The organism is Nonomuraea sp. K271 (assembly GCF_009908215.1).
In the GTDB taxonomy this organism is placed as follows: domain Bacteria; phylum Actinomycetota; class Actinomycetes; order Streptosporangiales; family Streptosporangiaceae; genus Nonomuraea; species Nonomuraea longispora.
In genome coordinates this window covers 85,149-99,253 of record NZ_JAAAHR010000012.1, presented here as the reverse complement: position 1 = coordinate 99,253, position 14,105 = coordinate 85,149, and the positions used below count along the sequence as shown (strand labels likewise).

11 protein-coding genes are annotated in these 14,105 nt (G+C 70.5%); 3 read left to right on the top strand and 8 right to left on the bottom strand.

The features are described 5' to 3' along the window. Positions 1-191 precede the first annotated feature (191 nt). Genes GUY59_RS06540 through GUY59_RS06525 form a run of 4 tightly spaced genes read right to left on the bottom strand, consistent with a single transcriptional unit; the run spans position 192 to position 4,247 of the window. Positions 192-653, bottom strand: coding sequence for a hypothetical protein (locus tag GUY59_RS06540; protein ID WP_138199501.1), 462 nt, complete (start codon positions 651-653; stop codon positions 192-194). Between the two features lie 21 nt (positions 654-674). Beyond that, a complete protein-coding gene (locus tag GUY59_RS06535; RefSeq protein WP_138199502.1) occupies positions 675-1,598 on the bottom strand; it encodes a carbohydrate ABC transporter permease in 924 nt (307 codons plus the stop codon). Continuing rightward, entirely contained in the window at positions 1,595-2,581 is a 987-nt protein-coding gene (locus tag GUY59_RS06530; RefSeq protein ID WP_132329964.1) for an ABC transporter permease, read from the bottom strand. The genes GUY59_RS06535 and GUY59_RS06530 overlap by 4 nt, the downstream gene beginning before the upstream one ends. A 25-nt stretch (positions 2,582-2,606) precedes the next feature. Then, entirely contained in the window at positions 2,607-4,247 is a 1,641-nt protein-coding gene (locus GUY59_RS06525) for an extracellular solute-binding protein (protein WP_138199503.1), read from the bottom strand. Between the two features lie 221 nt (positions 4,248-4,468). Here GUY59_RS06525 and GUY59_RS06520 point away from each other — a divergent pair, with 221 nt between their 5' ends. The 3 genes from GUY59_RS06520 (at position 4,469) to GUY59_RS06510 (ending at position 9,560) form a co-directional block, all read left to right on the top strand. Further along, positions 4,469-5,680: an ROK family transcriptional regulator gene (locus tag GUY59_RS06520; protein ID WP_138199504.1), complete on the top strand. Its 1,212-nt coding sequence runs from the start codon at positions 4,469-4,471 to the stop codon at positions 5,678-5,680. A gap of 104 nt (positions 5,681-5,784) precedes the next feature. After that, on the top strand, positions 5,785-8,559 hold the full coding sequence (locus tag GUY59_RS06515; RefSeq protein ID WP_138199557.1) for a glycoside hydrolase family 3 protein: 2,775 nt from the start codon (positions 5,785-5,787) through the stop codon (positions 8,557-8,559). Continuing rightward, positions 8,556-9,560 carry a LacI family DNA-binding transcriptional regulator gene (locus GUY59_RS06510; RefSeq protein ID WP_138199505.1) on the top strand — a complete coding sequence of 335 codons (1,005 nt, stop codon included), beginning with the start codon at positions 8,556-8,558 and terminating at the stop codon, positions 9,558-9,560. Before GUY59_RS06515 ends, GUY59_RS06510 begins: the two co-directional genes overlap by 4 nt. A gap of 12 nt (positions 9,561-9,572) precedes the next feature. Here the strand turns inward: GUY59_RS06510 and GUY59_RS06505 are convergent, their stop codons facing one another. The 4 genes from GUY59_RS06505 to GUY59_RS06490 all read right to left on the bottom strand — a co-directional run bounded on the left by GUY59_RS06505 (position 9,573) and on the right by GUY59_RS06490 (position 14,069). After that, positions 9,573-10,148, bottom strand: coding sequence for a DUF6506 family protein (locus GUY59_RS06505; protein ID WP_138199506.1), 576 nt, complete (start codon positions 10,146-10,148; stop codon positions 9,573-9,575). Positions 10,149-10,301: 153 nt separating this feature from the next. Further along, entirely contained in the window at positions 10,302-10,742 is a 441-nt protein-coding gene (locus tag GUY59_RS06500; RefSeq protein WP_161714429.1) for a hypothetical protein, read from the bottom strand. Between the two features lie 26 nt (positions 10,743-10,768). Continuing rightward, the gene (locus GUY59_RS06495) at positions 10,769-13,414 is read right to left on the bottom strand and encodes a cellulose binding domain-containing protein (protein ID WP_138199508.1); all 2,646 of its coding nucleotides are present in this window, start codon (positions 13,412-13,414) and stop codon (positions 10,769-10,771) included. 127 nt (positions 13,415-13,541) lie between these two features. Further along, positions 13,542-14,069 carry a DoxX family protein gene (locus GUY59_RS06490; protein ID WP_236666896.1) on the bottom strand — a complete coding sequence of 176 codons (528 nt, stop codon included), beginning with the start codon at positions 14,067-14,069 and terminating at the stop codon, positions 13,542-13,544. Between the last annotated feature and the right edge of the window lie 36 nt (positions 14,070-14,105).

The following is a 14,105-nucleotide window of genomic DNA, read 5'->3' as shown; positions in this document are numbered from 1 at the left end:
GGCCCCCGGGCAATGCCGCCCCCGCACCGTCCCAGGTTCGCGCGCGTAGCGTCGGGCCGGTTTGTCGTTGGTTAGGCTCCGGCCATGAGCGATCATGTGCGGCTGCTCTGCATGCGGGTTCGAGCGCGAGGGGTTCTCGCCGAAGTTCCCGTTCATCGACGGGGCCTGGAGGGACCACGAGCGCTGGGCCATCACCGTGGAGATGACCGCAGCAGCTCGTACGCCACATAGGCGGTGAGCCCGTACGCGAGGTGCGGGACGACGTCCGAGATCCAGGACGACGCCGGCCATTCGCGCGGGTCGGTGACGCCCAGCACCGTCATCGGCACGTTGGAGCCGGCCATGGCGAGCGCCGTGAGCGCGCCCACTCCGGCGGGCCAGGAGGGCCGGCGCCGCGACCAGAGCAGCCCGTAGCAGAGGGCGGCCCCCGCGCCGGTCGCGTAGCCGGTGAGCGCTCCGAGCGCCTCCTTGCGGTGGCCGGCGCGCTCGTCGTGCCCGAGGTCGACGTCGGCGAGGCCGGCCAGCCGTTCGACGGTCTGCTGCGGCGTGGTGCTGGCGGCCCGCGCCCTGATCGCCATGTCCAGGTAGGTGGCGAGGTTGAGCGCGCTGGTCCCGGCGGCGCCCGCGATCAGGCTCTTCACGATGGTGTGCATGAAACCGGTGCTACCCCTGGTTCAGCCCTTGATGGCCCCCACGATGACGCCCTTGGTGAAGTGGCGCTGCACCAGCGGGTAGATGATCAGGGCGGGGACCACGGCGATCACCACGATGGCCATCTTGATCGCCAGCGTCGGCGGGGCGTCGCCCGTCACCCCGGCGGTGGCGCTGGGCAGCGGGTTGGAGTCGACGACGTACTGCCGCAAGATCAGCGCGAGCGGCCACTTGCGGGTGTCGTCGATGTACAGCATCGCGTTAAACCAGGCGTTCCAGTAGCCGACCGCGTAGAACATCGCGATGACGGCGGTGACCGCCTTGGACATGGGCAGGACGATCCGCCACAGGATGCGGAACTCCCCCGCCCCGTCGATGCGCGCGCTGTCGAGGATCTCGCCGGGGATGTTCATGAAGAACGAGCGGAGCACGACCACGTTGAACGCCGAGACGGCCGTCGGCAGGATGAGCGACCAGTAGCTGTCCTTCAGCCCGAGCCCGCTCACCATCAGGTAGACGGGGATGATGCCGGGGAAGAACACGAACATCAGCAGCACGCTGAACAGCAGCGGCCGGTGCAGGAACGAGCCGGGCCGCGACAGCGAGTAGGCCCCCAGCACGCTCACCCCGGTGCTGATCAGCGTGCCCACGACGGTGACGCCGCTGCTGACGAGCACGGCCTTGCTGACCACGGTGTCGGAGAAGATCTGCCGGTACGCCTCGAACGTGATGCCGTCGGGCACCAGCACGAGCCCGCCCACCCGGTTGACGGTCGCCGACGAGCTCAGGCTGGTCAGCACGATCGTGTACAGCGGGCCGAGCACGGCGAGGACGATCAGCGTCACGAGCGTGCCCTTGCCGAGCCGGGCGACCGGCGAGGGCCGTTCCTCCCAGGGCGCCAGCCTGGCGGGCGTGCTCCTGCGGCGTCTGGACGTCAGCACTGTCATGATCGTGAATACACCCCTCGCTCGCCGAGCGCGTGCGCCACCCGGTTGGCCGCCAGGATGAGCAGTAGGCCCACCAGGCCCTTGAACAGCCCGGCCGCGGCGCCGTACCCGAGGTCGCCGGTGCGCAGGCCCGACCAGTAGACGAACGTGTCGAACACCTCGGACGCCTCGCTGCCGACGGCGCTGCGTTGCAGCATGAACTGTTCGAACCCGACGTTGAGCGCGTCGCCCAGCCGCAGGATGAGCAGCAGCACGATGACCGGCCGCAGTCCGGGCAGGGTGATGTGCCACATGCGCCGCCACCGGCGGGCGCCGTCGACGGCCGCGGCCTCGTACAGGTTCGGGTCGATGGTGCTGAGCGCGGCCAGGAAGATGATCGCGCCCCAGCCGGCGTCCTTCCAGATGGTCTGTGACGTGATGAGCAGGATGAACGTGTCGGAGTTGGTCATCCAGTCGACGGCCTCGCGCCCGTTGTCCCGCAGGATCTGCGCCAGCAGCCCGGCGCCGCCGAACATCTGCTGGAAGATGGCGACGACCAGCACCCAGGAGAAGAAGTACGGCATGTAGACCACGCCCTGCACGAACGCCCTCAGCCGGACCGAGACGATGCTGTTGAGCAGCAGCGCCAGCATGATCGGCACCGGGAAGTAGAAGACGAGCTGGAAGGCGGTGATCGACAGGGTGTTCAGCATCGCGCGCAGGAACTGCGGGTCCTGGAAGAGCAGCGCGAAGTTGGTGAACCCGATGACCGGGCTGCCGGCGATGCCGCCGGTGTAGGGGTTGTAGTCCTGGAACGCGATGACGTTGCCCAGCGCGGGGATCCACCAGAAGGCCAGGACGACCAGCAACATCGGCAGGTTCATCACCAGCAGCGGCCAGTCCCTGCGCGCCTTGGCCCGCCAGGAGAGCCTGTTCGGTGGTGCGGCGTGCCCGGGTGTACGGGTGCCGCGCCGGACGGGCCGCTTGGCCGTCATCGCTCCCATGGGAGGTCCTTCGCGCCCATGGACTTCAAAGCCTGCCGTTCTCGCGGGCGACCTTCATGTAGAACTCGCGCGCCTCGTCGCCACCCTGGTCCTGCCACTCCTTGACGATCTTGGGCCATTCGGAGAGCGGCCGCTTGCCGCGGAACACCTCGTTCATCTTGTCCTCGGTGGGCGTCGCCAGGGCCGCCATCTTGGAGGGGGTCTCCACGCGGATGCCCACGAACGGGTCGTTCTCCAGGATCGCGGCGGCCTTGGTCTGCCAGTCGTGCTGGGCCTGGACGAGGCCGTCGTACTGGCTCATGGAGTTGGCCGGCGGCCGGCCGGACAGGAACATGTACGTGGGCGCGATCTCCTTGCGCCCTAGCGCGGTCTGCTTGACCTTGCCGTCCTCGACGTCGTAGTGCTTGCCCTCGACGCCGTTGTTGACCAGCTCGTACTCCTGCGTGCCGAAGGGCCCGGAACACCAGTTGGCCAGCGCGAGCAGCTCGCGGGTGCGGGCGTCGCCGAGGCCCTTCCTGATGAAGCAGAACATGCCGGCCGGCTCGTTGCGCCACATGATGTTCCTGCCGCCCGGCTTGGCCGGGTAGGGGGCGACGGCCTGCATGTCGAAGGCGGAGTTGTCGGGCAGGAACCGGCCGAGGTTCTCGTGCCAGGCGCCCAGCCCGTCGCGGTAGATGACGATCTGCCCGCTGCCGAAGATGCCCTTGTTGTCGGCGTCCTTGTTGGCGACGACGTCGGGGTGCACCTGGCCGGCCTCGAAGAGCTTGACCATGAACTCGACCGACGCGGCGAACTCGGCGGTCTCGTACTTGTACTCCAGCGTGCCGTCGCTCTTCTTGCGCCACTCGCGCGGCGCTCCGAAGGCCCGCTGCAGCTCCTGTTCCATGCCGCCGCCGAAGGCCCAGCGCTTCTTCCTGGCGTCGGTGATGGCCTTGCCGAGGGTGACCAGGTCGTCGCCGCTCTTGGGCTGCTCCAGGCCCAGCTTCTCCAGGATGTCCTGGCGTACGAAGGTGGCGAACGGGAACGGCTCGTTCTGCCAGGGGATGCCCTGCAGGACGCCGCCGAAGACGCCGTACTGCCAGGCCGCGGTGTCGTAGTTGGCCAGCAGGGGGAACTCCTTGGCCTTGTCGCCGGCCAGGTAGGGCGACAGGTCGGCGAACAGTTTGTTGGCCGCCTCGGTGAACCGCGCGATCGTGATGATCTCCCAGCCCGGGATCTGGATCATCTCGGGTACGTCGCCGCTGGCCAGCAGGGTGCTGACCTTCTGCCCGTAGGTGTTGCCGTCGGAGATGTTGAAACGCACGGTCCCGCCGAGGCGTTCGTTGACGGCGTCGTAATAGGAGTTGTCGCCCAGGCCGGGCGGCACCGTGCCCCACAGCGGCGTCATGGCGGTCACCTCTTTGCCGCTGGTCAGCGGCTTCGTGGTGACGGCCTGGACCATGGTGGCGGGGCGGGTCAGGAAGCCGGGCGCGACGAACTCGCTGCCGGGCAGGTCGGGTTTGAGCCCCGGGATCTCGAACGGCACGCGGGTCGGCACCAGGCCCTTGAGCTTGTCGGCCGCCACGGCCGTGCCCTTGGAGGTCGCTTTCTTCTCGGCGCAGCCCGCTACCAGAACACTCGCTCCGACCAGGCCGAGGAACCCGCGGCGAGTCGTGGTGGTTGGCATGGCTCGCTCCCTTCTCCGAGTGAGGGATGGCCTTCTAATTAGTTGGTATTTCAGCCAAACAAATTAGTAGACTGTCGGCACAGGCCACAAGGATCGGGACGGTCACAGGTTGGTACTGATGGGAAACCTGCTACGCGGAGGGGCCTCCACGAGCACGTTCCTCGTTAGGGAAGGGAGCCTGCGATGCGGCATGCTGGGGTCATCTGGGAACGGGGCTCATATTGATCACTTCTACGACCGGCCCGCAGCCGGCCGACTTCGCCGACGTGCGCGCCACCAACCTCGCGGTCGTGCTGCGCTTCGTGCGCGAGCACGCGCCCTGCTCGCGGGCCGACATCGCCGCGTCCACCGGGCTGAACAAGGCGACGGTGTCGAGCCTGATCGCCGACCTCATCGACCGGAGGCTGGTGCGCGAGACGGGCCTGACGGAGAACCGCGTCGGGCGACCGGCCACGATGCTCGTGCTCGACGGCTCGCCGTATGCCGCCATCGGCGTCGAGATCAACGTCGACCACGTGTCGGCGGTGGCCACCGGCCTGGCGGGCGAGCGGCTGCTGACGTGGCGGCGCGCGTTCTCCGGGGGCGAGTCCGTCAACCAGGGCATGGCCAATGTCGGCGCGATCATCAGGCGCGTGCTCGGCCGCATGGCCAAGGAGGAGCGCCAGGTGCTGGGCCTGGCCGTGGCCGTGCCCGGCCTGGTCGACGTGCAGGGCACCGCGCGCATCGCCCCCAACCTGGGCTGGCGTGACGCCGACATCGGCGGCGACCTGGCCAAGGCGCTGCGCGACCCCGGCTTCCCCATCCAGGTCGACAACGACGCCAACCTCGCCGCGCTGGCCGAGCAGCGCTTCGGCGCGCACGCCGGAGCCTCCGACCTGATCTGTCTCACCGGCGAGATCGGCGTGGGGGCGGGCATCATCCTCGACGGGCGGCTGCGCAGGGGCCGCCTCGGCTACAGCGGCGAGATCGGCCACGTGCAACTCGATCCCGACGGGCCGGCGTGCCACTGCGGGCGGCGCGGCTGCCTGGAGGTCATGGCGGGCATCGGCGCCGTGCTGCGCAGGGAGGTGTCTCCCGCCGAGGTGCAGATGGAGATCGAGGAGGCGGTGCGGCTGGCCCGCGCCGGCGACGCCGGCACCCTGGCCACGCTCGACGCGGTGGGCAGGAGCCTGGGCAAGGGCGTGTCCATCCTGGCGAACCTCCTCAACCCCGAGGTGGTGGTCCTGGGAGGCTACTACGTTCCGCTGGCGCCCTGGCTGCTCCCGGCGGTGCACGACGAGATGGGCGAGCGGGTCATCGCCTTCGAGGCCGGCGGATGCCAGGTCGTGGCCTCGACGCTGGGGCACGACGCGGCGGCGCTCGGGGGTGCGGCGCGGGTGCTCGACTCGATCGATTCGGGAAGATTGCCGGGAGGATTGTCGCGAATCCCTTGACCTTGGTCACCGGGACGTGCACCCTTCAGTCAACCCACCGAAATGTCCGCGTAACTTCGCCAGGCCGGTCGTCGAAGCGCTTCGACACTCTCTGAGGGATGACCATGCAAGAACCCTTCCGCGACCCAGCGCTCCCGCTCTCCGCCCGGATCGACGACCTGATGCGCAGGCTCACCCTTGAGGAGAAGACGGGCCTGCTCCACCAGTACCAGGCCCCGGTCGAACGGCTGGGCGTCGGCGCTTTCCGCACCGGCACCGAGGCGCTGCACGGCCTGGCCTGGCTCGGCCCCGCCACCGTGTTCCCCCAGGCCGTCGGGCTGGCCTCGACGTGGGACCCCGGCCTCGTGCGCCGGGTGGGCGAGGCCGTCGGCGACGAGGTGCTGGCCTTCCACCACAAGGACCCGGCCGGCGCCGGGCTCAACGTGTGGGCCCCCGTGGTCAACCCGCTGCGCGACCCCCGGTGGGGGCGGAACGAGGAGGGCTACTCAGAGGACCCGTGGCTCACCGGCGTCACTGCCACGGCGTTCGCGCTCGGGCTGCGTGGGAGCGCTCCCGACACACTGAAGACCGCCCCCACGCTCAAACACTTCCTCGCCTACAACAACGAGACCGACCGCTGCACGACCTCCAGCAGCCTGCCGCCCCGGGTGCTGCACGAGTACGAGCTGCCCGCCTTCAGGCCCGCCATCGAGCAGGGCGCCGCGGTGGCCGTCATGCCGTCGTACAACCTGGTCAACGGCCGGCCCGCGCATCTCAGCCCGCTGATCGGGCAGGCGCTGCGGGCCTGGGCGCCCGGCGACCTGCTGGTGGTCAGCGACGCGTACGCGCCCGGCAACCTCACCACGCTGCAGGGCTACCACGACACGCTGCCCGAGGCGTACGCGCACGCGGTCAAGGCCGGGATCGACAGCTTCACCCAGGACGACGACCGCGCGGAGGCCACGCTCGGGCACCTGCGCGAGGCGCTGCGGCTCGGCCTGCTCACCGAGGCGGACGTCGACACCGCCGTACGTCACGCGCTGTCGATCCGGTTCCGGCTCGGCGAGTTCGACCCCGCCACGCCCTACGACGGCATCACCGACAACGTGGTCAACTGCCCCGAACACCAGGCGCTGGCCAGGGAGGCGGCACGGCGCTCGTTCGTACTGCTGAGGAACGACGGCCTGCTCCCGCTCGACGGGACCGGCACGGTCGCGGTGATCGGGCAGCTCGGCGACACGCTCATGGAGGACTGGTACAGCGGCACCCTCCCCTACGCCGTCACCGCGCGGGCCGGGCTGGCCGAACGCTGCCGGACGGTGTTCTGCGAGGCCGTGGACCGGGTGACGCTGACCGCCGAGGCCGGACCCGTCACCCCCGACCCCGCCGGCGGCCCGCTCAGCGTGGGCGGTGCGGCGCCGGAGCCGGCGGCGGGCGGGTTCGACCTGTTCGACTGGGGCGGCGGCGCCTACGCGCTGCGGGCCGTGGCGACCGGACGGTTCGTGTCGGTGGACGGCCGGACGCTGGTCAACGACCAGCCGGGGCCGAACGGGTGGGAGGTGCGCCAGACGTTCCGCATGGAGGAGCGCCCGCGCGGCACCCTCGCCCTGCGCCACATCTCGACCGGCTGCTACGTCGGCGCTGGCCCCGAGGGCGTGCTGCGCCTGGTCGACGACGCCGACCAGGCGGTCTGGCTGGCCATGGACGTCGTCAGGAGCGGCGCGGAGCAGGCCGCGAGGCTCGCCGCCGGCGCGGACGTCGCCGTCGTCGTGGTCGGCGACCACCCCCTGGTGAACGGCAGGGAGACCGAGGACCGCATGACCCTGGCGCTCGCCCCAGCCCAGGACGCCGTGGTGCGGGCCGTACGCGCGGCCAACCCACGTACCGTCATGGTCGTCACCAGCGGTTACCCGCTCACCTGGACCGACAGTGAGGTACCCGCCGTGATCTGGTCGGCCCACGGCGGCCAGGAGTACGGCCACGCCCTGGCCGAGGTGCTCCTCGGCGACGCCGATCCGGAGGGCCGCCTCACCCAGACGTGGTACCGCTCGGAGCAGGAGCTGCCCGACCTGTTCGACTACGACATCATCGCCTCCGACGCCACCTACCAGTACTTCCGGGGCGTGCCGCTGCACCCGTTCGGCCACGGCCTCAGCTACACCACGTTCGGCTACGCCGGCCTGCGCGTGCGCCTCGACGGCGACGTGCTGCGCGCCGAGGTCACGGTCACCAACACCGGCACGCGGCCCGGCGTCGAGGTCGTGCAGTTCTACACCCACCAGCGGCGCTCGCGCGTCAAGCAGCCGCTGCGCCGCCTGCGCGGCTTCGAGAAGGTACGCCTCGCGCCCGGCGAGAGCCGTACCGTCACCCTGGCGCTGCCCGTCTCCGAACTGGCCTTCTGGGACGTGACGAGGAGCAGGTTCGTCGTGGAGCGTGCGCCGCACCGGCTCATGGTCGGCCGCAGCGCCACCGACCTTCGCCTGAGCGCCGCCTTCGAGGTCGAGGGCGAGACCGTCCCGCCCCAGTCGGGGCCGCTGCGCGCGGCCTGCCACGACGAGTACGACGCGATCACGTTCGTGGACGAGACGAAGGAGGACGGCGACGCCGTAAGGTCCGACGCGGAGGGTGCCTGGATCCTGTTCCGGCAGGTCGATGTGACCGGCAGGGTGTCGTGCGTGGCGACGGCCGGCAGCGCGGAGGGCGGGATGATCACCATCCGCCGCGGCGACCCGCTCTACGGCCCCGCCCTGGCCACGCTTCCCGTGCCGCGGACAGGCCGCCACACCTACCACTCGGTCACGGCTCCCCTTGCGGACGCGGACGGTGTGCACGATCTTTATGTCGTGTTCGAGAACGACGGTGTGAGGCTGTCCCTGCTCGACTTCGGAGCCGGGGCTTGAGCGGGCGCGCGGTCACGATCTCCGAGGTCGCCAAGCACGCGGGCGTGGCCGTCAGCACGGTCTCCTACGTGCTCAGCGGCAAGCGGACGATCTCGGCCGACACCAGGCGGCGGGTGCTCGACAGCATCAACGCCCTCGGCTACCACCCGAACGCCGGGGCCCGCGCCCTGGCCAGCCGGCGCTCCAACGTGATCGCACTGGTGCTGCCGCTGCGGGCCGGCATGCACGTGCCCGTCCTCATGCGCTTCGCCAGCGCGGTCGTCACCGCCGCCCGCCGTTTCGACCACGACGTGCTGCTGCTGACGGCCGACGAGGGCACCGCCGGCATCCGGCGGGTGGCGGCCAGCGCGCTGGTGGACGCGCTCGTCCTCATGGACGTCGAGCTGGACGACCGCCGGGTGCCGCTGCTGCGCGAGCTGGCCGAGCCGAGTGTGCTCATCGGCTTCCCCGCCGAGCCGGCCGGCCTGACGTGCGTGGACCTCGACTTCGCCGCGGCCGGCGCGCGCTGCGTCGAGCACCTGGCCGAGCGCGGTCACGACGAGATCGCCCTGCTGGGAGCGCCGTCCGTGGTCTACGAGCGGGGCACCGGCTTCGCCAGGCGCACCCGTGAGGGATTCGTGGAGGCGGTGGACGCCCACGGGATCAAGGGGGTGGCGCTGGCGTGCGAGGAGACGTTCGACGAGGTGTACGAGACCGTACGCGACCTGCTCCTCGACCAGCCCGGCCTGTCGGGGCTGGTCGTGCACAACGAGGCCGCCGTCGGGCACGTGCTCGCGGCGCTGCGCCAGTTGGACCGGCGGGTGCCGCACGACGTGGCCGTGGTGGCGATCTGCCCCGACGACGTGGCCGAGCGCGCGAGCCCGCCGCTGACGTCGGTGCTGATCCCCGCTGAGGAGGTGGGCAGGGAGGCCGTCCGCCTGGTCATGGACAAACTGGAGGGCCGGGCGGTGCCCGAGTCCACCCTGCTCACCCCGCAGCTCGCCGTACGGTCCAGCACGTGAGCCCGCCTCCCGTCAGCGCCGGTGGGCGATGACGCCGACGGGGACGGCGGCGGCCTCCACGGCGCGGATGACCGGTTCGGCGGCGTCCGGCCCCGGTGTGCCGTAGAGCTCGATGAGCTGCAGCCCGGCCGCCATCTTCCCGGCCAGTTCGGCGGCCGCCGCCGTGTCCGGCACCCCGACCACGGTGGTGCTGCCGCCTCTGTCCTTGTCGAACACGACCCGGTCGGTTTCCGGGTCCGCGCCCTCGTGCACGATGATGAACGCCTCCGACAACGCGTCGCCGGCTTCGTAGCGCGCCTTGAAGGACGCGATGGCGGTCAGCGACTCGAAACCGTAGTAGATCGCGCCCACGGGCACCCTGCCGCCGATGGCCCTGACGGCGTCGGCGTGCGGGAGGGCGCCGAACCCGCCGCAGAGCTCGATCTGGTCCACCCCCTCGGCCACCAGGCCGGTCACCAGTTCCAGCATCTGGGCGGGCTCTCCCACCGCGCGTACGCGGGTGCGTCCGCTCGCGTTCTCGATGACCAGCACATCGGTCCCCGGGTCGGCACCGGTATCCTCGTACATGATCACTTTGTCGTCGGCCATGCCGCTCTCCTCATCTCTCACGACCTACTCTGCAACCTCGATCAAGGTTGAGGTCAATCGCCTGCGGTAAGGACCCCCGCCGAGATCACCGCCGTCCTCGGCGGCGAGCGGCTGGAGCACTGGGCGGCAGCGGCCGCGGTTGTTCGCGCCGGCCTACCGCCTGCTCGCCTCGGCGGCCGCGGACACCACATTCGCGTCCGGCGGCGTGGTGGCGATGCCGGCGCCGGGCCTGTTCGGGGCCATGGCGCCGCGGTAGGCGACCTCGACGATCCGGCGGCCGGTGAGGAGCGTCGCCTGGCCGGTCGGCCCTGCCGTTGAGGGGTCGGTGGTGTTCCTGTTCCTCGCGGTCACAGTGGCCTTGGGCGTGACATGGTCGACGGTCTGCTGCGCCACCACCTTGCACACGTCCTTGCCCGCGGATGTCACGGTGAGCCGCTCGACCGTCCTCGTCCCGGCGGGCTTCTTCGCGAGCACGGCCGTCAGTTCTTTCGCCACCGTCACGGCGCCGTTCATCACCGTGGCGGAGGAGATGGCCGAGCGCTTGCCGTACCGGCCGTTCTTCCGGTGATAGCCCGAGTAGTCGACGGTCACCACAGCGCCGTCCCGCGGGTCATCGAGGGTCAGGAGGGCGTACAGGTGAGGGTGGGGGGTGGGATGTGGGTGGCGCCGGAACTGCCGTTGAAGCCGAACGACGCGGTCCCGTTCGGTGACAGGTCGCCGTTGTAGCCGGCGTTCCCGACGCTCACGCCGGCGCCCGTCTGGGTCACGGTGCCGCTCCACAGCTGGGTGATCTTCTCGTCACCCGCCCATGTCCAGGTGACCGTCCAGCCGTTGATCGCGGCTGCGCCGGTGTTCCTGACCGTCACCTCCGCCTGGAATCCGCCCGGCCACTGGTTGCCCGCCTTGTACGTGGCCGTGCAGCCCCCGCCCACCGTGGGCGTGACGGTCGGCGTCACCGTAGGCGTGACGGTGGGCGTGACGGTGACGGGCGGGCCCGTGCGGTCGCCGTAGATGATGCCGCGGCCGTTGGTGCCGAGGTAGACGCGGCCGTGGACGCGCGGGTCGCCGGTGAGGGCCTCGCCCATGTTGCCCCACTGGTGTTCGTCGTCGTTGATCCTGACCCAGCTCGCCCCGGCGTCGTCCGAGCGGTACAGCCCGGTGACGCCGTCGATGGTGGCCACGGCGAAGACCGCCATGTACGTCCCGCCGGGGGCGGCCTTGCCGAAGCCGATGTTCACCGACGCGGTGATGCCGGGCACGGCGGAGAAGGACGTTCCGCCGTCCGTGGAGTGCCACAGGCCGCCGTCGCCGGCCAGCCACAGATCGCCCTCGCGGCCGGGCACAGCCTTGAACTTGCCGCTGGTCGGCAGGCCGGTCGCGGCGGTGGCGGCGAACGTGGCACCGCCGTCGGTGCTGCGGTGGAGGCGGCCGCCGCTCAGGCCGTAGAACGTCATCGGGTCGGCCCGGTCGGACTCGACGACGGCGTCCGTGGGCAGGCCTGAGGCGGGCTGCCAGGTGTTGCCGTAGCCGGCCGAGTAGACCGGCGCCACGCCCTTGGGGGCCCAGACGAAGCGGGAGCCGTCTGCGGCCGCCGCGACCGTGCCGCCCTCGTCGACGCCGCCCGGCTCGCTGCCCTGGAACCAGGTGGCGCCGCCGTCCGTGGAGAAGGCGACGTGGCTGTCGTCCGGCCGGTCGGCGTCGGTGAAGTTTCCGGCCCGTACCATGACCGACGGGTTCTGCTCGGCGTAGTCGAGGCTGGTGGTGGAGGTGAACGTCGGGGAGGTGAACATCGTCGGCGGCACGGCGTCGAGGTCGGTGTGGCGGAAACCGGCGATGTCACCGAGGCCGCTGACCAGGGTGGCGCCGCTCGGCGGGCTGATCAGGTCGAGCACGGCGGTCTCCTCCAAGCCCCTGGCCATGGGCTTGATCGTGAACTGCCCGCCGGTGTCCCACCGGGTGAGGTTCTCGGAGCCGTAGACGGTGGCGCCGGTGCCGTACATCATCCTGTCGGAGTCGAACGGGTCGATCTCCAGCGACTCGGTCATCCAGCCGAGCTTCGGCGCGGTCTCGGGCGGCTGCGGGTTGCCGCCGAACGTCAGCCACGGGTTCTCCGAGATGTCCATCGTGTAGCGGAAGCTGCGGTTCGGGTACGACGTCCAGTCCCACACGCGGGTCCACGTGGCGCCGGAGTCCGTGGAGCGGAAGAAGATCACGTCCGGCCACCAGGAGATCTGCGTGGCCACCATGATCGTGGACGGATTCTGCCGGTCGATGGTCAGGCCGCTGTAGCCGAAGTAGTCGTCCTCGCTGGAGGACGGGATGGGGCTGATCTGCGTCCACGCGCCGGTCGCGGTGGCGTAGCGCCACACGTCGCCCTTGGCCCCGTCGTACGGCCCGCCGGTGTCGCTGGTGGCGATGTACAGGTAGCCGTTCTCCGGGTCGAGCACGCCTTTGTGCGGCAGGTAGCCGGTGGGCTGGCCGGCCACGCGCTGCCAGGTGGCGCCGGCGTCCGTGGTGCGGTAGACGCTGTTGTCCTTGTCGGCGACGCCCACGTAGATGGTCCTGGTGGCGCTGCCCGCGGCGGACGAGCGCGGGTCGTAGGTGACCCAGAGCACGCCGGGCTCGTGGCTGAGGTAGCCGTTGGGGTCGTTCGGGTCCTGGGCGTAGTTGCCGGGGTTGGGGAAGCTCGTCACCTCCGACCAGGTCGCGCCGTGGTTCGTGCTGCGCCACAACCCGTTGCCGTTGGGGGCGCCGAAGTACAGCACGCTGTTGTCGTTGGGGTCGACGGCCAGCGCCTCGCCCATGCCGCGGCCGGGCATGTTGCCGCCGAGCTTGAACGGCAGCTCCGTGACCTGCCAGTTGTCGCCTTTGTCGGTCGAGCGCAGGATGGCGCCGTTGTTCGGGTCCCAGCTGTTGGTGTACATGCCGACGGCGGCGTACACGCGGTCGGTGTCGACGGGGTCGGTGGCCAGGCTGATCACGCCGTTGTAGCCCCACTTGTCCCAGCCCACCCAGTCGAGCAGGGGCTTCCACGAGCGGGTGGACGGATTCCAGCGGTAGGCCCCGCCGATGTCGGTGCGGGCGTAGATGAGGTCGCGCTCCGACGGGTTGAAGATGATGCCGGGGACGAACCCGCCACCGTCGATCCTCACGTTCTTGTACGTGTACGGATCGGAGGCGACGGCCGACACCGGTGACATCCGCACGACCGCCGCCACGAGCAGCAGGGTGGCGGTCGCGAGCAGGATGAGCAGTCGTCTTCGCATGCGCGGCTCTTCCTTTCCAGGGCACGCCGGCAGGGCGCCCCAAAGGCGTCAGATGACCCGCCATGCACGAGCAGAGTGCAGGACCCTGACCGTCGCCGCGCCTTCGCGCATGAGCTCATCAGAAGGCTCACACACGCTCGCGCTCACGGTCAATAGTTTGGATGGACGACGAATTAAATCGCGCCCACAGAGCCGCCGGACGTTCCGCGGCCCAGAGCGCGATCCCGATGTAGAGCACCTGCTCGGGGATCCGCTGCCACAGCGGCGAGGCCTCACCGCCCGCGAACGGCACGTCGGCCAGCGCGGCGTGGATGTTCGCCGGCAGCATCGCCACGAACAGCAGCGCCAGGCAGGTGCCCGCGGCGCCGCGGGTGCGGGCGAGGACGAGCCCGGCCGCCCCGGCCAGCTCCAGCACGCCGGTCAGGTACACCATCAGCGCGGGGAACGGCACGAACGGCGGCACCATGGCAACCATGTCGGCATGGTTGGGCATGACGGTCACCCCCGCCGGCACGAAATGGGCACTGGCGGTCATGACGAGCATGGCGGCCAGCCCGTGGGCGGCACTGACCCGCCACGTGGCGAACCGTCGCACCTTCAGCATCCCGAGCAGCCGGAACACCAGCGTGGCGACCAGCAACACGATCACAGTCATACGCACCCTCCTTTTGGATAGCACCACTATCTCATA

Bases quoted from the DNA above. Each gene is read 5' to 3' on its own strand.
- GUY59_RS06540 (WP_138199501.1), bottom strand. From the start codon at position 653: ATGCACACCATCGTGAAGAGCCTGATCGCGGGCGCCGCCGGGACCAGC.
- GUY59_RS06535 (WP_138199502.1), bottom strand. From the start codon at position 1,598: ATGACAGTGCTGACGTCCAGACGCCGCAGGAGCACGCCCGCCAGGCTG.
- GUY59_RS06530 (WP_132329964.1), bottom strand. From the start codon at position 2,581: ATGGGAGCGATGACGGCCAAGCGGCCCGTCCGGCGCGGCACCCGTACA.
- GUY59_RS06525 (WP_138199503.1), bottom strand. From the start codon at position 4,247: ATGCCAACCACCACGACTCGCCGCGGGTTCCTCGGCCTGGTCGGAGCG.
- GUY59_RS06515 (WP_138199557.1), top strand. From the start codon at position 5,785: ATGCAAGAACCCTTCCGCGACCCAGCGCTCCCGCTCTCCGCCCGGATC.
- GUY59_RS06505 (WP_138199506.1), bottom strand. From the start codon at position 10,148: ATGGCCGACGACAAAGTGATCATGTACGAGGATACCGGTGCCGACCCG.
- GUY59_RS06495 (WP_138199508.1), bottom strand. From the start codon at position 13,414: ATGCGAAGACGACTGCTCATCCTGCTCGCGACCGCCACCCTGCTGCTC.
- GUY59_RS06490 (WP_236666896.1), bottom strand. From the start codon at position 14,069: ATGACTGTGATCGTGTTGCTGGTCGCCACGCTGGTGTTCCGGCTGCTC.